Source organism: uncultured Cloacibacillus sp. (assembly GCF_963926575.1).
GTDB classification, from domain to species: Bacteria; Synergistota; Synergistia; order Synergistales; family Synergistaceae; genus Caccocola; species Caccocola faecigallinarum.
Genome location: NZ_CAWUXW010000001.1, coordinates 184794 through 207095 on the forward strand (window position 1 = coordinate 184794; position 22302 = coordinate 207095).

The following is a 22302-nucleotide window of genomic DNA, read 5'->3' on the forward strand; positions in this document are numbered from 1 at the left end:
GAGGACATGGTCAGCCGGATCATTACGATAAGCCGCCAGTTCGGAAGCGGGGGCCACGAGATAGGCGTAAAGCTCGCGAAGCGCCTCGGCGTGAAGTTCTACGACAAGGAGCTGGTCGACCTTTTGGCGAAGGACGGAAAGTACGACGTGAACTTCATCGAAGCGCACGAGGAGAAGTGTTCGCCGCCGATATGTCCCGTGATGCCGGGCTTCGCCATGCCGGTCTTCTATCAGGATCTCCCGTCGGACCTCATCTATAAGGGGCAGTCGAAGCTTATCCGCACGCTCGCGGAGCGCGGCCCGTGCGTCGTCGTCGGGAGATGCGCGGACTATATCCTGCGCAACATGAACCCGATCAACTGCTTCATCTACGCGAGCCTCGAGGAGCGCGTGAAGAGGAAGATGTCGATGGTCCCCGAGGGGCTCGACTTCACGAAGGACGAGATACGCAAGCGCATCATCGACGTGGACAAGAAGCGCGCGAAATATCACGAGTTCTACACGGACCGCAAGTGGGGCCGCATGGAGGACTTCGATATCTGCATCTGCACGGACAAGTGCGGAATCGACGGCGCGGTGGAGACGATAATCCGCTACTGCGAGAGCTGCGGCTAGCGCCTCCGCGGCGCGGAGAAAATTTTTCCGCGCCTTCGCAAAAAGGGCTTGCCAAATAAAATTTGCATGATATAATGTCCCTTGTCGAGATTTTCGACAGCCTATTCCTCGATGGCGCAATCGGCAGCGCGGGTGGCTGTTAACCACTAGGTTCGAGGTTCGAGTCCTCGTCGAGGAGCCAGTCTCTTCAAGCCCGTTCGGATAACCGAGCGGGCTTTTTTCGTGTCCGCCGCTCGTTGCCAAAGCCGCCGCGTGAATATACAATGAAACGGAGATCCGCTCCGGCGGAGGAAAGGAGCGACAGCTTTGAACGTAAACCTCGAAGGACTCCCCGCTATGCTGCAGCAGGTGACTCTCGCCTCGCTTCTCCCGGCTCTGCTCTACCTCGTATGCGGCCTCGTCATCATACGCTTCGTCATGTCCGCGCTCTCGCGCGCGCTCAAGCGCTCGGCGATAGACAAGACGCTCCACCGCTTCATACTGACGATACTGCGCATCGTCCTCTACTTCGTCCTCTTCATGACCGTCGCGGGCGCGCTCGGCATACAGATAACCTCGTTCGTCGCGCTGCTGAGCGTCGCGGGCCTGGCCATATCCCTGTCGCTGCAGAACGTGCTATCCAGCGCCTCGTGCGGCGTCATGCTGCTCTCCGTCAAGCCATTCAAGGTCGGCGACTACGTCGAAATAGGCGGCGTCGGCGGCACGGTGCGCGAGATAGGCTTCATGCACACGAAGCTCGCCGCGCCCGACAACAAGATAATCTACGTGCCGAACAACGAAGTCTCCACCTCGAAGATAATCAACTACACGCAGGAGGGCAAACGCCGCGTCGACTTCGTCTTCACCGCCGACTACGCCTGCCCGCAGGAGGACGTGAAGCGCGCGCTGCGCGAAGCCGTCGCGAAATTCCCGAAGGTCCTCGACGACCCCGCGCCCTTCATCCGCGTCAGCGGATACAAAGAGGCCGTCGAATACACCGTGCGCGTCTGGTGCAATACCGAGGACTACTGGGAGCTCTACTCGGACATCATAGAGGCGGTGCCGGAGGCATACGCGGCGCACGGCGTCGAAATGAGCTACCCGTACCTCAACGTGCTGCTGCGCGGCGGCGGCGCGGAAAAAGCTGAAAAAATCATCAAATCGGAGTGATAAACATGGCTGACAAGAAAGTTCTCGGATTCATAGGAATAGGCGTCATGGGCCACAGCATGGCGGGCCACCTGCTCGAAGCGGGCTGGGAGGTCCACGTCTACAACCGCACGAAGGCGAAGACCGACGAAATCGTCGCCAAGGGCGCGATATGGGAGGACTCGCCCGCGGAGATAGCGAAGAAATGCGACGTCGTCTTCACGATGGTCGGCTTCCCGAAGGACGTCGAAGAGACCTACCTCGGCGAAAAGGGCCTCGTCGCGAACGCGAAGGAGGGCGCGCTGCTCATAGACATGACGACCTCGAGCCCCAGCCTCGCGCGCAAAATCTACGCCGCCGCCAAAAAGCGCGGCCTCGGCGTGCTCGACGCCCCCGTGACGGGCGGCGACCGCGGCGCGCGCGAAGCGACGCTGACGATATTCGCGGGCGGAGACGAGGCGGACTTCAAGGCCGCCATGCCCTATTTTGAAAAGATGGGCCGCACGATAAAGCACATGGGCGGCGCGGGCGACGGGCAGAACGCGAAGCTCGGCAACCAGATAGTCATAGCGGGCACGATGACCGGAATGTGCGAGGCGATGGCCTTCGCGAAGTCCTGCGGCCTCGACCTCAAGGAATTCATCGAAGCGGTCGGCGGCGGCTCGGCCGCGACGTGGAGCCTTGCCAACTACGGCCCGCGCATCCTCAAGGGCGACTTCGAGCCCGGCTTCTTCGTCAAGCACTACATCAAGGACATGAAGCTCGCCGAAGAGGCCGCCGACGCGATGGAGCTCGACCTCCCTGCGCTCACGCTCACGCGCGAGCTCTACGAAGAACTCGCCGAGGGCGGCTTCGAGAACAAAGGCACTCAGTCGCTCTACTGTTTGTACGACCCGCAGGAGGAGTAAGCGGCGCAGATTATTTAGGTTTAGCAGAAAAACACGAGCATGGCACTGTGCTGTCGCGCCATGCTCGTGTTTTATCGGCTGGAAATAACGGTAATCCGCTCACCGCTCTTGATACACGTTTATTTTAACTCACGCCCCGCGCTCAAGCGCGCGGGCGACGTACAAACTGATATGGAACGAGTGCTTTCGCGACGAGTTTCAACTCACGTCCGCAAAGCCGCGGACGACATGAATATTTAACGAGCGCGTTGCCCTGTCCGCAGTTTCACCCCGCGCCGCCGCGCGGCGGCGAAATTTTTAATTCCTGCTTAAATCCCGCGTCTTGTACGCGCTGTAGCCTTCGTAGCTGTAGCTTGCGTCGACGCCCTTCATGTAGATCTCCGCGTCGTCGATTTTGTCAGTCAGCGCGGCTTTGAGCAGCGTCTTTATTTCAACGTCCTTTATCGGGCTGCGCTCCATCGCCAGAAGGTAGTCGTCCTTGTCGACGGCGCTCCAGTCTACGCACATTTTCAGCTCTTTCCTCAAAATCAGGTCGAGCCATATTCTCATGCTGCGCCCGTTGCCCTCCATGAAGGGGTGCGCGATGTTCATCTCTACGTATTTTTCTATGATTTCGTCGAAGTTCGACTGCGGCATCAGCTCGACGCGGCGAAGCGCCTCTTCGAGGTAGAGCGCCGACGCGAAGCGGAAGCCGCCCTTCGCGATGTTCACGGCGCGGATTTTACCGGCGAACTCGTAAACCTCGCCGAAGAGATATTCGTGTATCGCGGCGAGGCTCGCGAACGTCCCGGCCTCAAGCCTGCCGGGCAGCCAGGAGGCGAAGAGCGCGGCGGCTTTCGTCTTGCTGATGCGTTCCTCCTCGCGCGCGAGCTCCGACGGGTCGTCGATGCCGAGTTTGTTTTTGAGAATCATTGCGCCGCCTCCAATGCGAGTTGATTTTCCCGCCGTTTTTTATCGCGGGGCAGGCACGCGCGCCTTTCGCCGCACGTGCCGCCGTTCTGTAATTCTACAGCATCAGCAGCCCCTGCGGGTCGTAGGGTTCTTTTGCGCCGCAGTGTTCGACGCGGCTTTTCCAGGTCTTGCCGAGGAAGTAGTAGCGCAGGCTGTCGGTCTCTTTGTCTATGGTCTGTTCAAGCTGGAATTTGAGCTCTTTCCACTCAACGGGGTCGACGAGGCACTCAAATACGGAGAACTGCACGCGCTGGCCGCGGCTTTCGCAGAGCTTCGCCACCTTGCGCAGCCGGCGCTGCCCGCCTTCGCTCTGCGTGTTCACGTCGTAGCTGACTACCACGAGCATCATTTCGCGTTCCTCCTATTTCCAGACGAAGGGCGGATATTCCTTCATGTCGCCGCGTATGCGGCGCGCGAGGAGCATCGCCTGCATGTGCGGGACCATGCCGAGCGGCATTTTTTCGCCGGTGTACGGATGCGTTATCTCGTCCTGTTTGCGGTCGTGCCATTCCGCGAGGATTTTCTTGCGCGCGCCGTCGTCCATCGTGACCGCGCCGCTTTCGGTCGTTCTGAAATTTTCGGGCTTCACCTGCTGCTTGTTTATCATCGAGAGTACGAGCCTGTCAGCAAGCCACGGGCGGAATTCCTCCATGAGGTCGAGCGCGAGGCTGCTGCGGCCCGATCGGTCTTTGTGCAGGAAGCCGACCGCGGGGTCGAGGCCGACGCCCTCAAGCGCCGCCTCGGCGTCGTTCGCGAGCAGCACGTAGACGAAGGATAGCATCGCGTTGACGGCGTCGAGCGGCGGGCGCTTGGTGCGCCCCGCGAATTTGAAGCCCTCTTTCTGGTGCAGTATCATGCCGTCAAAAACGTCGAAGTAGGCGCGCGCCGCCGTGCCTTCGAAGCCGCGCATCTCGTCCGTGTCGCGTGAGTCTTTTATCTGCGCCGCGAGCGCCTCGACCGTCGAGACCGCGGAGCGGAATTTCTCGCCAGCCTCGCCCTCTGGCGGATGGTCGCGCATGAAGCGGCGAATGGCGGCCTTCGTGTTCGCGAGCTTGCCGAGCAGGACGCAGCGGACTATCGAGGCGACCTGCGCGTCGTCGTCCGCGATTCTGTACTGCCCGCGGCGCAGCAGGACGTTGCCGTGGACGGGCCCCTGCACGCGGCCGAGGAATTTTCCGTTTTCGCCGAAGAAGGCGAAGTTGACGCCATGTTCCGCGCAGTAGCCCATGAGCGGAAAGGTCGCGTTCACCTGCCCGAAGCACAGTATCGATTCAAGAATGCCTATGTTAACCGCGTTCTTCTCCACGCCGTCGATTTTCACGACGACGTTGTTGTTCCTCAGCGAGAGCCACGTCCCCGGCGTCGTTATGAAAAGCGTGTTGAGCGCCTGTTTCATATTTCGTCCTCCCCGTCCTCCGATTTTTCGGCGAGCATACTGTACAGCCCCGCGACGTAGCGCGCGGAGCGGTCGCGCGCGCCGGTCTCCTCCGGCATGCAGAATTCGTTAAGCGAGCAGCGTTTACAATGGCGGCCCGCGTTGTAACGCGGAGCCGACGCGCCGTCCATTATCTCGCGCGCGCGGGCGCAGGCAGCTTCGAGCTTCGCGCGCAGCTCCGGCGTGAATTCAATCTCCGTGCGCCTGCGCGGCTCGCCGTAGAAGAGCGCGCCTCTCGGCACGGCGGCGCCGAGCATCTCCTCAAGGCATACGGCCTGCGCGCAGAGCTGCATCTCATCGGCGAGGTCGGGGCGTTTGTGTCCGCGCTTGTATTCGACCGGGTAGGGCGCCCACCGCCGCCGCCCGCCGAACGCGGCGACGCGCACGCCGCGCTCCTCGTCGTGGTGAAACTCCACCATGTCCGCCGCGCCGCGGATGCCGAGCCGCCGCGAGCAGAGCGCGAGGTCCGTCGCGAGCTTCACCTCGCCGCGGCTCTCGCGCCCTATCTTATGCACGTTCCTGTGCAGATGCCGCCCCTCGACCGTAAGCATGTTCTCGTCCCAAAGGTTCTCAAGATAAATGAGCGCCCACTGCTTTTCGCAGAATACAAGATGCTGAAGCCCCGATATGAGAAGATAGCCGTCGTCGGGGGACATGGCTATTTTGCCGAAAGCTCGATGAAAATTCCTTCCGCCGGCTCGCCGTCTATCGTTATCTCGTAGTCGCCGAAGCTGCGCGCCGGGCCGTCCGTGACGCGGCGGCAGCCGACGCGGTCGAACAGCTCGTAGGCGGGGCGGTCGCCGAGCGCCGAGTCGTGTTTGAACACGATGAGCTTGCGCAGGCACATGAGGCCGCGCGCCGCGGAGCGGTCGAACTCGAACATGTTTTCGACGGCTTTCCAGAGCTCCGCCAAATCCTCTTCGGAGAAGCCTGTCTTTGCGGCGAAGTATGGCGAGACGAAGCCGCAGCCGCGGTAGAGGCCGTAGGGCACCGTGTACTTGCGGCCTATCGTGCGCTCCTTCTCCGCGTCCCTTTCGTTAGTGACCGCCATTCGCGTTATCGCGTGCTCCTGCGCTATTATCGGCTCGACGGAGCGCGAGAAGGTGAGCTGCACGGGGCCGCGCACCTGTCCGGCCTTCTTGGTGATTTTCGCCTTGGATTTTTTCTTTTTGCCGCCGTCCTCGGACGCCTCCGCCTCGCCGCCGTCGGCCTCTTCCTTATTGCCCGTGCTCATGACCGCGCCGAATGCGCGGATGTCGAAATATTTGCGGCACATGCCGGCCTGCGTCTTGTCCTCGAACTCCTGCGTCTCTGCGGGCCCCTCGGGCGTTTTTCCGCCGTTCTGCTCGTCGTACATGGCGGCTATCATGTTGTTGAGAACGGCCCTTTCCTTCACGAATATGTCGAAGCCCGGCTTGTCCTGCGCCGTTATCTGGAAGTAGTTGCGTATCTTTCTCTTTATGCAGACGTCGGTGACGAGGCCGTCGCCCGTCTCCGCGTCGACGCGCGGCAGATTTCCCGCGTCGGGGTCGCCGTTCGGGTTGCCGTCCTTAACGTCGAAGAAGAAGATAAAGTCATATTTGTTTTTAAGCTCGGTCATCGTGCGTCCTCCTTAGTCCTTCGTCTCTGCGCCTTTTCCGTCAGCGTTTTTGTTTTCTTTGCCTTTGAATAAATCCTCGCGCTGGTGATAGTAGCCTATCGCGAAATTTCCCTGCTGTTCGAGCGACATATGCTTCGGCAGCCCGCCCGCATCTATGCCGGAGAAAATCTCCGTCAGCAGCTGCTCGAAGATTATTTTCCTGCCTGTGTGGATTTTCGATAAATGGTGGTTTTTCAGGCGGAGCAGCGTCGGAAGCACCGATGCCGGGGTTGACGACATAGAGCTGTAAAATCTGTCCATCAGCGTCGTGTTCAGGCCGGGATTCGCCTCTTCCTGCAGCTTTTGGAGGACGGCGAGAAGCCTGCCGAGCCTGTACGACGTATCCATGTTGTTTTTATCGAGCGACACTTTTATCTCAGCTCCTTTTGTGTTTCTGTATTTTCGGTTCAGGTATGCCTTTACGAACGCGGCTCGCACGCCGCTGGGGTTTCTCTCGGCGCGTATCCGTTCCATAACGTGGCCGAAGACGGACGACGGGAAAAGCGTCCCGTTGAATATCGAATAAACCATCGCCGGTATCATGTTCGACGGAACGTTCTCCATTTTGCCCTGAAATTCCGACGCGCGCAGGATGTCGTAAATTGACGGCTGAATTGTTTCGTCTCCGTTCAATAGCTCTGCGTCGCTGAAGTATCGTCCGACGTTCGCGGCGATCTCCTTTATTGTGCCGCGCTTCCAGAAGACTACGCTGAGCCGCGCTTTGTTCGGCGCTATGCCGAGGACGCAGAATTTGTCGCTCGTGCTTGTCGGCACGCGCCCCGTGAAAATCGCCTCGAATATATTTTTCGCGTTCGCGACGCCGAAGTCCGCTTTCTTCTCTCGTCCGGACCTGGAGCCGTATATCAGCGCCTTGACCGCCGATTCCGCGTCCGCGGCCTCCTCCTCGGATATTATGTTCGGCTCCGCCCAGAAGAGCAGCGTCGCGCCGCCGAGCACGACGCGGTTCTCGTTGGACTTCAGCAGCATGTTGAGCGCCGTCGTGTAGCAGAACTCGGCTTTTTTCGAGACCGGCGCGTTGTAGCCCTGCTCCTTGCCGTAGGAGTCGTAGCCGCTGTTCCTCTGAAAGCCGACGAGGTTCGCCTGGCTGGCTCCGACGCCGATCTTAGCGTGAGTGCGCGCAATCTCGCCTATTTCGCCCGTGACCAGGCAGCGCCCTACGACGCCGCCCTCCTCCGGCTCCGCCCCGGCCGCGAGCGCGGCGTGCTCGATGAGCTTCGGGTTCTCTGTCACGGCGCGGCTTTTGTCGCGCAGGCGGAACGTCATGTTGCAGCCAGCGATTTTGCTGCAGTCGGGCCAGCTCGGATGTTCGAGGACTTTCAGATGCTCGCCCTTCTCGTAAAATTTTATGACGGCAGCGATGTCTTCTTCCCGCTTCAGCTCTTCCGGCAGACTTTCTATCTTCGCGATGAACGAGCCGAGCTGCTTTTCCGCGTTCGGATTTTCCTTTCCGGCCTGCGGCTGTCCGAGCACGTAGCCGTAATGATCCCAGAGCAGGTTCGCCGTCTGCCAGCTGGCAGAGCCGGAACGTCCGACGGACTTCGGCACGAGCGTCATGATTCCGCGCTTGCCGTCGGCGCGCATGTCTGTGAGATTGACGAAATCCCCGTCGGAGGTTATCTCTATAAGATACTTTATCTCCTTGTACTCCATGCCGTAGGGCGCGACGTTTTCACCGCTCCTCGGCCGGCGCGACTTCCGGATGTAGTAGTTTGCGAGCGACTGTAAAATCATCTGAAAATCTCCCCGCTTTCCGGCGGCGGCACCTTTATAGTGCCGTCGTCCATGCGCGCGCGGAAAAACATCGGCTTTATGTCGGATTCGTCTGCGTAGTCCATGTCGTAGAGCATTAGGCCGAGCTCGCGGGTTTCGCCGCCGGCCGGCGCGCCGCACGGCTCGGGCACAAATTTGAAGTGGCAGCTGAACTCGCGGCAGCCGAAGTAAGGCTGGAAAAGGCACTGCCCCTTCTTCGCCCGTCTCTCGAACATCGCGTGGTACTTGCCGGGGTTCTCGTCCTTCCGGCATACTGTCTGCTCTTCGGCGTCCGCGAAATCCTCGAACGCCGCGCGCGGCAGCCTCGGCCGCTTGTCCGGCGGCAGGTATATCTGCCGCGCGTAAAGCCTGTACCTCACGTCGCGCAGGAAAAGCCCTGCCTTCTGCTGCCGCTCCTCTTCTATATAAAAGCTTCTGACGTTCGGCGAGCAGAGCTTCGCCGTCTCGTTGCGCCGCACGGAAATCCAGCGGACGGGGTTCAGCACGTCGATGCGCTCGACCTGCCACCGTATCGCCGGCTTCCAGAAGACGGCCTGAAAAATCATCCGCGCCGCCGAGGGCGTAATTACGTCGTAGCTCACGCGCTCGACCTTGAGCTCGGGGCGCGTGAAGCATGCGTAGTCGCCCCATACTTCAAGGCAGTACAGCGGGTCGTGATACTCCATAGGCATCCCTCCTTATCAGTACATGAAATTATCCTTGTCGTAGTTGAAATACAAATCGGTGATCACGCCTTCGCCGGGCCTGTAAAAGCTGCCGTCGAGCGCGTAGTAGCCGTCGATGTCTTCTATGCCGCCCCTTTTGAAAATTTCGCCGAAGAGCGAGGCGGGGATGTTGACGGCGAAGCGCTGGAGCGCCGCCATGAGCGCGCGTTTCGGCCCTTCCGTCCGGAGCTTTGCAATCAGCGCCGCGCCGGACTTTTCGCCCTCGCCGTATGGGACGAACACGGTCTTCTGTCCCGACGTGTCTATGAGCTTGAACTCTTCCGCGAATTCGCGGAACTGTATGCGCCCCTCCTCGGCTTCATTGACAAGCAGCTTGTCATATCTGCTTTTGTCGAGCGTGCCGAAGCCGCTGTAAAATTTTTCGAAGTATTTACTGAAAGATTCCGGCGAGAGTTCCGTGAAAAATCCGGGCTTCTCCGATACCAGGCTGCACGTCTCCTGCGCCCCCGTCTTTATCTCGCCGAAAGGCTCGGATTCGGGATTAAAGACGACGACCGTGCCGCGCTTCAGCTTTCCCTCGCGGTTGCAGCGACCCGCCGCCTGCGCTATAGAGTCCAGCTGCGCGAGCGCGCGCCAGACGACGGGAAAGTCCACGTCGACTCCGGCCTCGACAAGCTGCGTCGAAACGACGCGGACGCTCTCGCCGTGCCGCAGCTTCCGTTTTATTTCCGATATCAGCGCGCTTATCTCCTCGCCGCACATGAATCCCGAGAGCTGAATCGTCCCCTCCGGCATGAGCTTCGCAAGCTCGCGGCAGTCCTTTCGCTTGTTGACTATGCAGAGAACCTGACGCTCCTTTGAAAGCTCCGCAGCAACCTCTTCCCACGACGCACGGTATTGTAAACTGTCCTTATATATGCGGTACTCGACGCGCTTCAGCAAATCGTACAGCGCGGCTGTATCTTCTATTATCTCCGTGCATCCGTCTATTCCCTCGACCGCGCGGCCCGTCGCGCCTATCTCGCCGTTCAGCGCGGGCTGCGTCGCCGTGCAGAGCAGCACCGTAACGCCGAAATGTTTTACGAGCCCTTTGAGCGCGGAGAGGACGGCGCGCAGATGCTCCGCCGGTATCTTCTGCGCTTCGTCGAGAATTATCACGCTGTTAGCTATGTTGTGCAGCTTGCGGCATCGTGAGGGCGACGCGGCGAGGAGCGACTCGAAGAGCTGAACGTTCGTCGTGACCACTATCGGCGCGTCCCAGTTCTGCGCGGCGAGGCGGTTTGAATAAAGCTCTTTGTCCGGGTCTACGCGGCTGTGGTGCTCGAGCACGTTCTCTTCGCCGAAGAGACACTCGCCGCGTTCTTTGCGCCGCTTTATCTCTTCTTCGTCGTCCGTGCCGTATTTGTAGATGTTTGAAGTCTGAGCCGTGATGCTGGTGTAAGGCACCGCCATTATGATGCGCTTCTTCCCGTGGGCCAGCGCGTGCGCCAGTGCGAACGCCATGACCGAGAGCGTCTTGCCGCCGCCGGTCGGCACCGTGAGCGAGAAGAATCCCGGCGCGAGGCCGCCGGCCTCCGTGCACCGCGCCAGGATTTGATTTCTGATCACGTTCACGAATGTCTCCGGCGCGCTGCGGCACAGCTCTCCCATATATTCGTCGAAGCGGCGCTTCAATTCCGCAAGAGGGACGGGCGCACGCCGCGCGGCGAAATCTTCGGGCGTCATGAAACGCTCTGTGTCGAGCCAGTCCGCGTCGACGAGACACGAAAACAGAAAGCGCACCAGCATGTGTATGTATTCTTCCTCAAACTCGTCGAACGTCCGCGGCGCCGCTCCCTCCGGCGGCGTTCGCCGTCCGTATTCCTGCGCGGCGTCAAGCAGCTCCGTTTTGAGCCGTCCGCCGTCTTTGAAGAACCTTTTCAGAAGGCTCTCGCCGTGTCCGCTGTCGTAGAAATCCGGCAGTCCCGCGTGGTGTCCCGCGACGATATAGGCGAGCAGAATGTTCAGCGGTTCGGGGAGATTTTTCAGCGCGTAGGCCGCGCCCGCGGCGGTGTGCGAACCTTTGTCGCATTCGTCCTCCGCTATGCTCTCGTCGTAGCCCGAAGATTTTTTCAGATGGTTCTGCCACGACGGCGGGGCTTTGCCGATGTCGTGCGTGTTTCCTATAAACGCTCCGCACGGCCCCTCGCCGAAAACAGCGGCGAACTCAGCCGCGAGCTCCGCCGTTCCGCGTAAATGCTCGTCAAGCGTCTGAGTTCGGAAATCCTTGCTGATATGGGCGAAGCGTTCCATCGTGAAGCCCTCCCCGATTGCGCTGCGTTTAAGAGACAATTGAATTATAACATGCGCTCTGCTCCGCCCGCAGCGCGCCAAGACTGCGCAGACGGCGGCAAATTGGGCAGTCGCGTCCGCGGGGGACGCGACGACGTGCCGGGCGCGCTGTTGCAATGTACGCTCACGTTTCAACTCACGCGTCCGCGGGGGACGCGACAGCTTCAGCGCGGCGGAGTTCAAAGTCATGGCGTTTCAACTCACGCGTCCGCGGGGGACGCGACTCGCTTCGTCGCGCACGGCGTCCGTCGCAACGCGTTTCAACTCACGCGTCCGCGGGGGACGCGACCGAGAACGCTAAAAAACTTTGGGACTGGGTAAAAGTTTCAACTCACGCGTCCGCGGGGGACGCGACGAAAGCCTCGAAAGCGACGTGGCTCTTCCCATGCAGTTTCAACTCACGCGTCCGCGGGGGACGCGACGCGATGTCCTATAACTAATTTAGCTTATGTTATATGTTTCAACTCACGCGTCTGCGGGGGACGCGACCCAGCTGCCGAGATATATCGCGTGCTGTATTGGGTTTCAACTCACGCGTCTGCGGGGGACGCGACGCAAGAGCGAGACTTGTATGCATGTATTGAGAAGTTTCAACTCACGCGTCTGCGGGGGACGCGACGCGAGAGCTCTGGTGAGCTCCATTGACTGACGGCGTTTCAACTCACGCGTCTGCGGGGGACGCGACGTAGCCGGTAGCCTCCTGCGCCCCGACGGTCTGTTTCAACTCACGCGTCTGCGGGGGACGCGACGAACCTTAAAAACATAACAGCGGCACTTGTTTAGTTTCAACTCACGCGTCTGCGGGGGACGCGACTCTCGCCGGAGGCGTACCTTGCAAGGTCAGAGCTGTTTCAACTCACGCGTCTGCGGGGGACGCGACGTCTCCGCCACGTCTGAATAGCTCGTGTCTGCGTTGTTTCAACTCACGCGTCTGCGGGGGACGCGACCCAGCTGCCGAGATATATCGCGTGCTGTATTGGGTTTCAACTCACGCGTCTGCGGGGGACGCGACGCAAGAGCGAGACTTGTATGCATGTATTGAGAAGTTTCAACTCACGCGTCTGCGGGGGACGCGACGCGAGAGCTCTGGTGAGCTCCATTGACTGACGGCGTTTCAACTCACGCGTCTGCGGGGGACGCGACGTAGCCGGTAGCCTCCTGCGCCCCGACGGTCTGTTTCAACTCACGCGTCTGCGGGGGACGCGACGAACCTTAAAAACATAACAGCGGCACTTGTTTAGTTTCAACTCACGCGTCTGCGGGGGACGCGACTCTCGCCGGAGGCGTACCTTGCAAGGTCAGAGCTGTTTCAACTCACGCGTCTGCGGGGGACGCGACGTCTCCGCCACGTCTGAATAGCTCGTGTCTGCGTTGTTTCAACTCACGCGTCTGCGGGGGACGCGACATTCGGGGCTCCCGCTTGTGAAGAAGGCATCAAGGTTTCAACTCACGCGTCTGCGGGGGACGCGACGGGCTTATCCTCGAAGCCGACACAGACTTCTGGAATGTTTCAACTCACGCGTCCGCGGGGGACGCGACTTGCTGCTGAGTCTTAAGGTACTCAATCTCCTGGGTTTCAACTCACGCGTCCGCGGGGGACGCGACAACTTCGGCGACGGCATGTTCACTCAGCTTATGTTTCAACTCACGCGTCCGCGGGGGACGCGACGCGCAAACTGCCGGGGTCAGCCCGGTGCAGTACGTTTCAACTCACGCGTCCGCGGGGGACGCGACCGGGCTTGCCGCCTGCAACTTCGGATTTTCCGAGTTTCAACTCACGCGTCCGCGGGGGACGCGACCGGGCTTGCCGCCTGCAACTTCGGATTTTCCGAGTTTCAACTCACGCGTCCGCGGGGGACGCGACGCCCGTCAGAGTGCAAAGCTCTGTGTATGACGGGTTTCAACTCACGCGTCCGCGGGGGACGCGACGTAGACGATGCCGTTTAACAGGCCGGCACTAGCGGTTTCAACTCACGCGTCCGCGGGGGACGCGACGCGCGGCGCTCGAGAACGGAAAGAGAGGACGTAAGGTTTCAACTCACGCGTCCGCGGGGGACGCGACTTTGTCGGTTGATTATCTTCATTAACGCCTGTGTTTCAACTCACGCGTCCGCGGGGGACGCGACTTGCCAATTTCTTGGCTATGAGCATCGCTAAAGTTTCAACTCACGCGTCCGCGGGGGACGCGACTGCCGCGCCGGGATTTTTCCAGCGCGGCAAGTTAGTTTCAACTCACGCGTCCGCGGGGGACGCGACGAGCACGTCCACGCGGTTGCCGAAGAGCAGAGACGTTTCAACTCACGCGTCCGCGGGGGACGCGACGTGAGTACGCCGTCCTCGTCTATGGCGGCCTGTGTTTCAACTCACGCGTCCGCGGGGGACGCGACAGTGTGTTGGTTTTGCATTGCACGCCCGGCGATAGTTTCAACTCACGCGTCCGCGGGGGACGCGACTCAAGAGCGGAGGCGGCTCAAAAAGCCGCAACAAGTTTCAACTCACGCGTCCGCGGGGGACGCGACGTGTCGCCTTTGTCTCCTTTGGGTATTCCGAAGGTGTTTCAACTCACGCGTCCGCGGGGGACGCGACAGGGCTTGCGATAAACCGCGACACGCTCACTGGCGTTTCAACTCACGCGTCCGCGGGGGACGCGACGACAAAACCACCGGCGAATACAAGCCGGACGCGTTTCAACTCACGCGTCCGCGGGGGACGCGACTTCAGCCGTGAGCACCGGCTCGACGTTGCCGGGTTTCAACTCACGCGTCCGCGGGGGACGCGACCCGAAACGCCGGACATTCCGGCGCGGCCACGAAGTTTCAACTCACGCGTCCGCGGGGGACGCGACTAACTAAAATGGAAGGTATGTTCGGACATACTGGTTTCAACTCACGCGTCCGCGGGGGACGCGACCCGTGATGGACTGCAAGCTCGCGAGCGTGCCGGTGTTTCAACTCACGCGTCCGCGGGGGACGCGACATGTTGTGGAGCTGGTTGAAGAGCTTGAAGCCCAGTTTCAACTCACGCGTCCGCGGGGGACGCGACCAGATGGGCGCGAGTTCCGGCGAGCGTACTACAGTTTCAACTCACGCGTCCGCGGGGGACGCGACTACGTTAGTTTCATACAATTTAATATTTGGAGGTGTTTCAACTCACGCGTCCGCGGGGGACGCGACGTTCTGGTGAGCCTATGTTTGGTGATTTTTCGGGTTTCAACTCACGCGTCCGCGGGGGACGCGACGCAGCAGCAAGTTTTGTTTTTGCAAGAGAATATGTTTCAACTCACGCGTCCGCGGGGGACGCGACGTATCCTCAATGGAGCCTTTAGCAGAGACAAAATGTTTCAACTCACGCGTCCGCGGGGGACGCGACGTTCTTATCTGTTCAAAAATATCTGGATATCGTGTTTCAACTCACGCGTCCGCGGGGGACGCGACGCAGCACTCTCGAAAGAGACAGCACCAATAGTAGTTTCAACTCACGCGTCCGCGGGGGACGCGACGTCCCGCCTGCGGTTACGAGTTCCCGCCGGCGGAGGTTTCAACTCACGCGTCCGCGGGGGACGCGACCTACGTGTATGACGCTCTGCGCCATGTGGAGCGCGTTTCAACTCACGCGTCCGCGGGGGACGCGACGAGGCCGCGGCGAGCGCGCAGACCGCGGGCAATGTTTCAACTCACGCGTCCGCGGGGGACGCGACTTTTTTGCTGACATTCTGCGAGCGGGCAACAAAGTTTCAACTCACGCGTCCGCGGGGGACGCGACTTCAAACCGCGTTATGCAGAACATGCCGATTTTGTTTCAACTCACGCGTCCGCGGGGGACGCGACCGACATGGTACGACCTCGGCGACGCCCTTAAGGGTTTCAACTCACGCGTCCGCGGGGGACGCGACCATCTGCGGGCAGGTGGAGCGTGTATTCAACGAGTTTCAACTCACGCGTCCGCGGGGGACGCGACATAAAGATTCAAGTATTTTAGACCTATATATCGGTTTCAACTCACGCGTCCGCGGGGGACGCGACTTCACGCGCCGGTGAGGTCTATACTCTACACCCTGTTTCAACTCACGCGTCCGCGGGGGACGCGACCGGTATGCTGTAGCCTGGGAAAGTAGCCTGGGAAGTTTCAACTCACGCGTCCGCGGGGGACGCGACCGGCGTCGGCGTCGTGGCCAGCAAAAGGCAGCCGGTGTTTCAACTCACGCGTCCGCGGGGGACGCGACGGGCGGTCGGAAGCAAGCAGGGAGACGCGATAAGGTTTCAACTCACGCGTCCGCGGGGGACGCGACTTTCTTCTTGCCCTTGCTCTTGTCAATATTGAGGTTTCAACTCACGCGTCCGCGGGGGACGCGACGCAAGCGCAACGGCTCCAGCTATCAGCAATGTGTTTCAACTCACGCGTCCGCGGGGGACGCGACGACCGTCGGCTCTGCGGTTTTGCGAGTATTGAGGTTTCAACTCACGCGTCCGCGGGGGACGCGACGCAAGCGCAACGGCTCCAGCTATCAGCAATGTGTTTCAACTCACGCGTCCGCGGGGGACGCGACGACCGTCGGCTCTGCGGTTTTGCGAGTGATGAAGTTTCAACTCACGCGTCCGCGGGGGACGCGACCCGCCGTCTTCAACGCGAAGCCGCCGAAGTCAAGTTTCAACTCACGCGTCCGCGGGGGACGCGACATAGCGCCCGTAGCGCTATAATATAGACAACAAGTTTCAACTCACGCGTCCGCGGGGGACGCGACCTAGCCCCGATTAGAGGCCTTCCATCGTAGCAATGGGTTTCAACTCACGCGTCCGCGGGGGACGCGACACAGGCGCTCCAAGCGGAGCGCAAGAGCACGCGGGTTTCAACTCACGCGTCCGCGGGGGACGCGACCTGGCGCAACCCGCCGGAGGAGGGACACCATGAGTTTCAACTCACGCGTCCGCGGGGGACGCGACTACCGCTTTATATCGTGCTCACGTCTAGGTTCTGGTTTCAACTCACGCGTCCGCGGGGGACGCGACGATAAATTGAATTCATATAATTTTTATAGTATCATTGTTTCAACTCACGCGTCCGCGGGGGACGCGACTCGGCCTCTTGCAGGACATCGGCGCGGTCGTCGCGTTTCAACTCACGCGTCCGCGGGGGACGCGACATGAGCTCTTCGCCGTATTTGACGCCCTCCGCGTTTCAACTCACGCGTCCGCGGGGGACGCGACATACCGGGCGAAGCGATTGTCGCATAGGGGGTATATGTTTCAACTCACGCGTCCGCGGGGGACGCGACGTAGACGATGCCGTTTAACAGGCCGGCACTAGCGGTTTCAACTCACGCGTCCGCGGGGGACGCGACGCGCTGGTCACGACGACGCAGTACACCGAAGAAGGTTTCAACTCACGCGTCCGCGGGGGACGCGACCAGCTTACAGGCCGCCGATATAAGCTCATGCTCGTTTCAACTCACGCGTCCGCGGGGGACGCGACAAGCCGTGACAGTACGCTTCAAGGACGACAATATGTTTCAACTCACGCGTCCGCGGGGGACGCGACAAGACGCCGGGGTCTACCGCGCGGACGCCCGAGTTTCAACTCACGCGTCCGCGGGGGACGCGACGCCTCGTATCGAAGAAATCCGCCGCGCTCACGCTGGTTTCAACTCACGCGTCCGCGGGGGACGCGACCAAGGCCGAAGGCGGCTACAGGAAACTTTTGGACGTTTCAACTCACGCGTCCGCGGGGGACGCGACCAAGGCCGAAGGCGGCTACAGGAAACTTTTGGACGTTTCAACTCACGCGTCCGCGGGGGACGCGACCCGAAGAATCTGACGAGATAATAGAGCTCGTAGAAGTTTCAACTCACGCGTCCGCGGGGGACGCGACCCTGCGAGAAGCGCGGCGAGATGCCTATTTTCTCGTTTCAACTCACGCGTCCGCGGGGGACGCGACGTTGTAATCTCCGAACATCGCTCCCGGATAGAAGTTTCAACTCACGCGTCCGCGGGGGACGCGACCTCATGCGTCGCGGGATTGACCGGCGGTATTTCGAGTTTCAACTCACGCGTCCGCGGGGGACGCGACAGATATGCTTTTAATAACTATTCATCTTTAAAATGTTTCAACTCACGCGTCCGCGGGGGACGCGACCGAATCGCGCTGGCCACGAGATAGATGGATTATCGTTTCAACTCACGCGTCCGCGGGGGACGCGACGAGCCGGACAGGCGATAGCTACACCGGACAGCATAGTTTCAACTCACGCGTCCGCGGGGGACGCGACCAGCAACGGCGCACCACCATATGAGGCTGGTCAGTTTCAACTCACGCGTCCGCGGGGGACGCGACCAGAAGCAAAGAGACAGGCTGCCGGAGGTGATACGTTTCAACTCACACGTCCGCGGGGGACGCGACTGCCTGCTGCGGCCTCTACGCTGCGGCTTATAGTTTCAACTCACGCGTCCGCGGGGGACGCGACCTACTATTACGTCGTCTCCAAGGAGTCTAATTTCGTTTCAACTCACGCGTCCGCGGGGGACGCGACTTACGTTTACTGTGATGGCTGCGGCGCTTCAAGCAGTTTCAACTCACGCGTCCGCGGGGGACGCGACTCGTAGGCGGCGCTCAATTTCTCGTGTTCTTCGCGTTTCAACTCACGCGTCCGCGGGGGACGCGACCGAGACCGCGTACCGGTGCAAGCTGATACTCAAGTTTCAACTCACGCGTCCGCGGGGGACGCGACGTAAAAATGGAGGATATGTACGACTCAGACGGAGTTTCAACTCACGCGTCCGCGGGGGACGCGACCGAGGGTACGGGCGCGTTCCTCGACGTTGACGGAGTTTCAACTCACGCGTCCGCGGGGGACGCGACGCAGCGGGAAGACGATGTGATTGAACAGTATGTAGTTTCAACTCACGCGTCCGCGGGGGACGCGACCGGTCATCACGTCGTTGCCGTTATCCTTGACGGGTTTCAACTCACGCGTCCGCGGGGGACGCGACAACATCAGCGCTATGAGCGCGAGCGCGACAAGAGTTTCAACTCACGCGTCCGCGGGGGACGCGACAGATTGAGGCGGCCTTGCCGGTGCACCTCAAGAAGTTTCAACTCACGCGTCCGCGGGGGACGCGACGAGTGAGTCCGTGAGATATTCGCCACGTTTTTAATGTTTCAACTCACGCGTCCGCGGGGGACGCGACCGCCTATGCGCAGCTCAGCCAGAACGCGCAGACGTTTCAACTCACGCGTCCGCGGGGGACGCGACACGCCGCCGTCAATCACGGCGTAGGCGGTGCAGCGTTTCAACTCACGCGTCCGCGGGGGACGCGACGCGACCCCGACGACGGCTCGCTCCCGTGGCATGTTTCAACTCACGCGTCCGCGGGGGACGCGACTTCCGCGCGTGGTGCGCGATGAGCCCACAGCTTGTTTCAACTCACGCGTCCGCGGGGGACGCGACGTATTAAGCACAGGCTTAGGCATCAGTAATTCAGTTTCAACTCACGCGTCCGCGGGGGACGCGACGGTGGTGCGAAAAGATGTGTCTATGATATCACTTTTCCGCTATTTTGCGCGAAGGCTGCGTTTCGGCGCTTTTCATGATGCGCAGGGCTGCTGAATTTTTTGATTTTCCCGGACACAGCGCGGGGTGCGAGGCTTCCGGGGTTTTTATGTAAGCTTATGGTCCGCGGGCGCGGTCGTCTGCGCGCCGCGCGTTTTGTTACCCGGCGTTGTCTTTTGCGAGGCGGCGCAGAATTTGTTCGAGGCGCGACGCGAATCGTTCGTCGTCTTCTTTGGTGCGTTTCGGCGGGCCTTTGGTGCGGCCTCCGGCGCGGCGGTATTTCGCCTTTATTTCGCGCTCTTCGAGAGCCGCGGCGATGGTTTCCTCGCGGTATTCGAAGCCGCACGGACCTATCGCGGCGGCTTTTTTGCCGAGGACGGCGGCGGCGAGGCCGATGTCCTGCGTTACGACGGCGTCGCCCGCGCGCGTGAGGTTGATTATTTTTATGTCGGCCTCCTGCGGGTCGTCGCCGACGGTCACGTGCTCCGGCGAGTCGATGACGTGGTCGAAGCCCGCGACGGTGACGAGCCGCGCGCCGTAGCGCTCCGCGAGCGACGCGGCGGCAGCGAGCGCGCCGCGCGGGCAGGCGTCGGCGTCTACGATGATTTTCAATTCCGGCGGAGGCAGCCGCAGATTTCCGTGTTGACGCCGTTCGACGGCTCGGCCTTGAGCTCTGTGATTTTTATCGCGCCTTCGCGGTGGAGCGCAAGCGCGAGGGAGATGACCGTCGCGGGCGTAACGCCGATGGTTTTGGCGAGCTCGTCGGGATTTATCGCGCCTTTCTCTTCGACCGCGCGCGTGAGCTCGCCGCCGAGGCAGCCAACCCATTCGGCGAAGAGCGCCTGCATTTCGGGCGTCGCCGCGCTCGCGAGCTGGCTCGTGCGCACGACGGAGTCGAGCACGCGCGCCGAGACGAGCTCGAGAGATTTGACGAGCTGCTTCATGTCCTGGTCTCCGAGGTTTTTTATGTCGAGTTCCATTAAATTGTTCCCCCTTGCGGTTTATCTTTCCAGCCGCTCTGAATTATAATATAAACCGTCATTCTAAGAGAAGGGATGGATTGTGTTGTCCGTTTACGTCATAGAAGACAGCAAGATCGGCATACTCTCCGACACGCACGGCAGCTTCCCGGCGTGGAAGCGCGCGCTCGAGCTTTTCGGGCCGGAGGTGAAGACGGTGCTGCACGCGGGCGACGTGCTTTATCACGGGCCGCGCAACAGCATCCCGGGCGGCTATACGCCGGCGGATCTTTCCGAGGCTATCAACGATTTTTATTTCGACGGCGGCAGGGTGCTTATCTCGACGGGCAACTGCGACGCGCCGGTGGACATGATGGTGCTGAAGCCGGAGTTTCATCCGATTGTTTCGGCGACGTGGCACGGCAAAAAAATCCTCATGATGCACGGCGACAATTTCCCGCTGCTGCGCGAGATGGCGCTTTACAACAAGGTGGACCTCGCTATTTCGGGGCACACGCACGTCGGTTCTCTCGTGCGCGAGGAGGGGACGATTTTCCTGAACCCCGGCTCGACGACGATTCCGAAGGGACGCGACCCGGAGAGCGCGGCTTTCGCCACTGACGAGGGCATCTGGATTATGACGCTCGGCGGAGAGGAACTGCATTTTGAGAAATGGTAAGCGCAGGACGGCGCCGGTCTTTCGGCCGCGCCGTTTCTGGCCCTCCGCGCTGTGGGTGCTCTTTCTCGCGGCGGGTTCGGTCTTCAGCTGCGTTTTCGACTCCTTTCCGTTTTTTACGGCGATTTTAGTCGCGGCGTTCATCGGGCTGAACGAGGCCGGCCGCTGGCCTTACAAGACGAATCTCGTGCTCTGCGCTGGCGCTGCGGTGGTCGTCGCGGTCGCGGGAGTTTTTTCGTGGCTTGAGGCCGCGTCGGTCTTCGCGCTCTTTTTTACGATAAGCGCGTATCTGTTCTATTTCAGGGACAGGGCGAAGCGGCTCATTCCGTCGTTCGAGGCGTTCGCCGCCGGCGTCGCGCAGGCGCCGGACTACGGCGCGTTCATCGACCGCGCGTGGGAGGAGCTTCAGAGCATGGCTCCAGACGAGGCGGTCTTTATAATCCTAGCGAAGGAGGACGGCAGCCTCTACATTCCGGCGCATTTCGGCGAAGCGCCGAAGCGGCTCAAGAGGAACGGCGGCACGCCGTGGAAGGTCTACGCATCGGGCAAGCCGATGGTTGTAGACCGCGTCTCTACCGCGCACGACCAGCCGATGGACCGCGACGCGGCTTCGATCGTTTCCGTGCCGCTCTCGGCGCACGGCGAGAAGCTCGGCGTGCTCCAGCTGGAGTCGGCCTCGTCGGGGGCATTCACGCAGGAGGACGCGGCGAAGCTTTCGCTCGCGGCGATGATACTCGCCCACGAGCTGTATATGTTTGAAATTGAAAGCACAGAGGAAATAGATGACTATGATTCTGATTGATATGCACGTTCACAGCCGTTTTTCCGACGGCAGATACACGCCGCAGCAGCTCGCCGCGGCGGCTAAAAAGCGCGGCCTCGCGCTGCTCGCGCTTACGGACCACGACACGACGTCGGGGCTGCCGGTCTTTATGGAGGCCTGCGAGCGCGAGGGCGTCCGCGGCCTCTGCGGCATAGAGCTCTCCGCCGCCGCGCCGTACACGCTGCACATACTCGGCTACCGCATCACGCCCGGGGCCGGAAATCTTGAGAAACGGCTCGAGGATATACGGCGGAAGCGCAGCGAGAGAAACGCGCGGATTTTCGAGAAGCTGAACAAGCTCGGCATCCCCGTGCGAATCGAGGAGGCGGAGGCGCTGACGAACGGCGAGGTGCTCGCGCGTCCGCACATCGCGCAGCTTCTGGTCGACAAGGGCTACGCCTTCTCGATAGGCGACGCTTTCATAAAGTATCTCGACAGAGGGGCCAAGGCCTACGTTTCGCGCGAGAGGATAGAGCCGGAGGAATGCATCGCGCTCATACGCGAGGCGGGCGGCGTAGCGGTGCTCGCGCACCCCGCGCAGTGCAGGCTCGACGACGCGGGGCTCGAGGAGCTTGTGGCGCGGCTCAAGAGCTACGGTCTCTGGGGCATAGAGGCGGTCTACGGCGCTAACAGCCCGGAGACGACCTTCCGCCACCTCGCGCTCGCGCAGCGCTTCGGCCTCTACGCGACGGCGGGCAGCGACTTCCACGGCACCGGCGACCACAGCGCCGACATCGGCATGGCGGTCAGCGAGGACTTCCTGCCGTGGGCGAGGCTCGGCGTAAGATAATAAGACGGACGAAAATTATCCAAAGCATATAAAAATTAAGAACGGAGG

16 protein-coding genes, 1 tRNA gene and 1 CRISPR repeat array are annotated in these 22302 nt (G+C 60.9%); of the genes, 7 read left to right on the top strand and 10 right to left on the bottom strand.

Translation table 11 applies throughout. The annotated features are described in order from the left end of the window. Window positions 1–6: 6 nt before the first annotated feature. The 4 genes from ABGT66_RS00865 to ABGT66_RS00880 all read left to right on the top strand — a co-directional run bounded on the left by ABGT66_RS00865 (window position 7) and on the right by ABGT66_RS00880 (window position 2651). Window positions 7–615 carry a cytidylate kinase-like family protein gene (locus ABGT66_RS00865; RefSeq protein ID WP_294193270.1) on the top strand — a complete coding sequence of 203 codons (609 nt, stop codon included), beginning with the start codon at window positions 7–9 and terminating at the stop codon, window positions 613–615. Between the two features lie 105 nt (window positions 616–720). Further along, window positions 721–796, top strand: a tRNA-Asn gene (locus tag ABGT66_RS00870). 125 nt (window positions 797–921) lie between these two features. After that, the gene (locus ABGT66_RS00875) at window positions 922–1764 is read left to right on the top strand and encodes a mechanosensitive ion channel family protein (protein ID WP_346688183.1); all 843 of its coding nucleotides are present in this window, start codon (window positions 922–924) and stop codon (window positions 1762–1764) included. Between the two features lie 5 nt (window positions 1765–1769). Then, window positions 1770–2651: an NAD(P)-dependent oxidoreductase gene (locus ABGT66_RS00880; RefSeq protein ID WP_346688184.1), complete on the top strand. Its 882-nt coding sequence runs from the start codon at window positions 1770–1772 to the stop codon at window positions 2649–2651. Between the two features lie 297 nt (window positions 2652–2948). Here ABGT66_RS00880 and ABGT66_RS00885 read toward each other — a convergent pair whose 3' ends face one another. The 10 genes from ABGT66_RS00885 to ABGT66_RS00930 all read right to left on the bottom strand — a co-directional run bounded on the left by ABGT66_RS00885 (window position 2949) and on the right by ABGT66_RS00930 (window position 19986). Beyond that, on the bottom strand, window positions 2949–3563 hold the full coding sequence (locus ABGT66_RS00885) for a Fic family protein (RefSeq protein ID WP_346688185.1): 615 nt from the start codon (window positions 3561–3563) through the stop codon (window positions 2949–2951). 94 nt (window positions 3564–3657) lie between these two features. Further along, entirely contained in the window at window positions 3658–3951 is a 294-nt protein-coding gene (gene cas2, locus ABGT66_RS00890; protein ID WP_346688186.1) for a CRISPR-associated endonuclease Cas2, read from the bottom strand. 12 nt (window positions 3952–3963) lie between these two features. After that, on the bottom strand, window positions 3964–4998 hold the full coding sequence (cas1c, locus tag ABGT66_RS00895; RefSeq protein ID WP_346688187.1) for a type I-C CRISPR-associated endonuclease Cas1c: 1035 nt from the start codon (window positions 4996–4998) through the stop codon (window positions 3964–3966). Next, window positions 4995–5693, bottom strand: coding sequence for a CRISPR-associated protein Cas4 (cas4, locus tag ABGT66_RS00900; protein ID WP_346688188.1), 699 nt, complete (start codon window positions 5691–5693; stop codon window positions 4995–4997). The genes cas1c and cas4 overlap by 4 nt, the downstream gene beginning before the upstream one ends. Window positions 5694–5695: 2 nt before the next feature. Further along, entirely contained in the window at window positions 5696–6637 is a 942-nt protein-coding gene (cas7c, locus tag ABGT66_RS00905) for a type I-C CRISPR-associated protein Cas7/Csd2 (RefSeq protein ID WP_346688189.1), read from the bottom strand. 12 nt (window positions 6638–6649) lie between these two features. Continuing rightward, a complete protein-coding gene (cas8c, locus tag ABGT66_RS00910; RefSeq protein WP_346688190.1) occupies window positions 6650–8428 on the bottom strand; it encodes a type I-C CRISPR-associated protein Cas8c/Csd1 in 1779 nt (592 codons plus the stop codon). Next, the gene (gene cas5c / locus ABGT66_RS00915) at window positions 8425–9132 is read right to left on the bottom strand and encodes a type I-C CRISPR-associated protein Cas5c (RefSeq protein ID WP_346688191.1); all 708 of its coding nucleotides are present in this window, start codon (window positions 9130–9132) and stop codon (window positions 8425–8427) included. Before cas5c ends, cas8c begins: the two co-directional genes overlap by 4 nt. A gap of 15 nt (window positions 9133–9147) precedes the next feature. Next, complete coding sequence (locus tag ABGT66_RS00920; protein ID WP_346688192.1) at window positions 9148–11424, bottom strand: CRISPR-associated endonuclease Cas3''; 2277 nt, start codon at window positions 11422–11424, stop codon at window positions 9148–9150. Window positions 11425–11524: 100 nt separating this feature from the next. Continuing rightward, window positions 11525–18969: direct repeats of the CRISPR family, unit length 32 nt; unit sequence GTTTCAACTCACGCGTCCGCGGGGGACGCGAC. A 196-nt stretch (window positions 18970–19165) separates the two neighbouring features. Further along, window positions 19166–19618: a DUF188 domain-containing protein gene (locus ABGT66_RS00925; RefSeq protein ID WP_346688193.1), complete on the bottom strand. Its 453-nt coding sequence runs from the start codon at window positions 19616–19618 to the stop codon at window positions 19166–19168. Beyond that, entirely contained in the window at window positions 19615–19986 is a 372-nt protein-coding gene (locus tag ABGT66_RS00930; RefSeq protein ID WP_346688195.1) for a hypothetical protein, read from the bottom strand. The genes ABGT66_RS00925 and ABGT66_RS00930 overlap by 4 nt, the downstream gene beginning before the upstream one ends. Window positions 19987–20068: 82 nt before the next feature. Between ABGT66_RS00930 and yfcE the strand changes: the two genes are divergently transcribed. The 3 genes from yfcE to ABGT66_RS00945 are packed head-to-tail and all read left to right on the top strand — an operon-like array spanning window position 20069 to window position 22254. Beyond that, window positions 20069–20644, top strand: a complete 576-nt coding sequence (yfcE, locus tag ABGT66_RS00935; protein ID WP_303150352.1) for a phosphodiesterase — start codon at window positions 20069–20071, stop codon at window positions 20642–20644. Next, window positions 20631–21443 carry a GAF domain-containing protein gene (locus tag ABGT66_RS00940; protein ID WP_346688198.1) on the top strand — a complete coding sequence of 271 codons (813 nt, stop codon included), beginning with the start codon at window positions 20631–20633 and terminating at the stop codon, window positions 21441–21443. The genes yfcE and ABGT66_RS00940 overlap by 14 nt, the downstream gene beginning before the upstream one ends. After that, window positions 21430–22254 carry a PHP domain-containing protein gene (locus ABGT66_RS00945; RefSeq protein WP_300261954.1) on the top strand — a complete coding sequence of 275 codons (825 nt, stop codon included), beginning with the start codon at window positions 21430–21432 and terminating at the stop codon, window positions 22252–22254. The genes ABGT66_RS00940 and ABGT66_RS00945 overlap by 14 nt, the downstream gene beginning before the upstream one ends. The last annotated feature ends 48 nt before the right edge of the window (window positions 22255–22302 follow it).

Bases quoted from the DNA above. Each gene is read 5' to 3' on its own strand.
- ABGT66_RS00865 (WP_294193270.1), top strand. From the start codon at position 7: ATGGTCAGCCGGATCATTACGATAAGCCGCCAGTTCGGAAGCGGGGGC.
- ABGT66_RS00880 (WP_346688184.1), top strand. From the start codon at position 1,770: ATGGCTGACAAGAAAGTTCTCGGATTCATAGGAATAGGCGTCATGGGC.
- ABGT66_RS00885 (WP_346688185.1), bottom strand. From the start codon at position 3,563: ATGATTCTCAAAAACAAACTCGGCATCGACGACCCGTCGGAGCTCGCG.
- cas2 (WP_346688186.1), bottom strand. From the start codon at position 3,951: ATGATGCTCGTGGTAGTCAGCTACGACGTGAACACGCAGAGCGAAGGC.
- cas1c (WP_346688187.1), bottom strand. From the start codon at position 4,998: ATGAAACAGGCGCTCAACACGCTTTTCATAACGACGCCGGGGACGTGG.
- cas4 (WP_346688188.1), bottom strand. From the start codon at position 5,693: ATGTCCCCCGACGACGGCTATCTTCTCATATCGGGGCTTCAGCATCTT.
- cas7c (WP_346688189.1), bottom strand. From the start codon at position 6,637: ATGACCGAGCTTAAAAACAAATATGACTTTATCTTCTTCTTCGACGTT.
- cas8c (WP_346688190.1), bottom strand. From the start codon at position 8,428: ATGATTTTACAGTCGCTCGCAAACTACTACATCCGGAAGTCGCGCCGG.
- cas5c (WP_346688191.1), bottom strand. From the start codon at position 9,132: ATGGAGTATCACGACCCGCTGTACTGCCTTGAAGTATGGGGCGACTAC.
- ABGT66_RS00920 (WP_346688192.1), bottom strand. From the start codon at position 11,424: ATGGAACGCTTCGCCCATATCAGCAAGGATTTCCGAACTCAGACGCTT.
- ABGT66_RS00930 (WP_346688195.1), bottom strand. From the start codon at position 19,986: ATGGAACTCGACATAAAAAACCTCGGAGACCAGGACATGAAGCAGCTC.
- ABGT66_RS00945 (WP_300261954.1), top strand. From the start codon at position 21,430: ATGATTCTGATTGATATGCACGTTCACAGCCGTTTTTCCGACGGCAGA.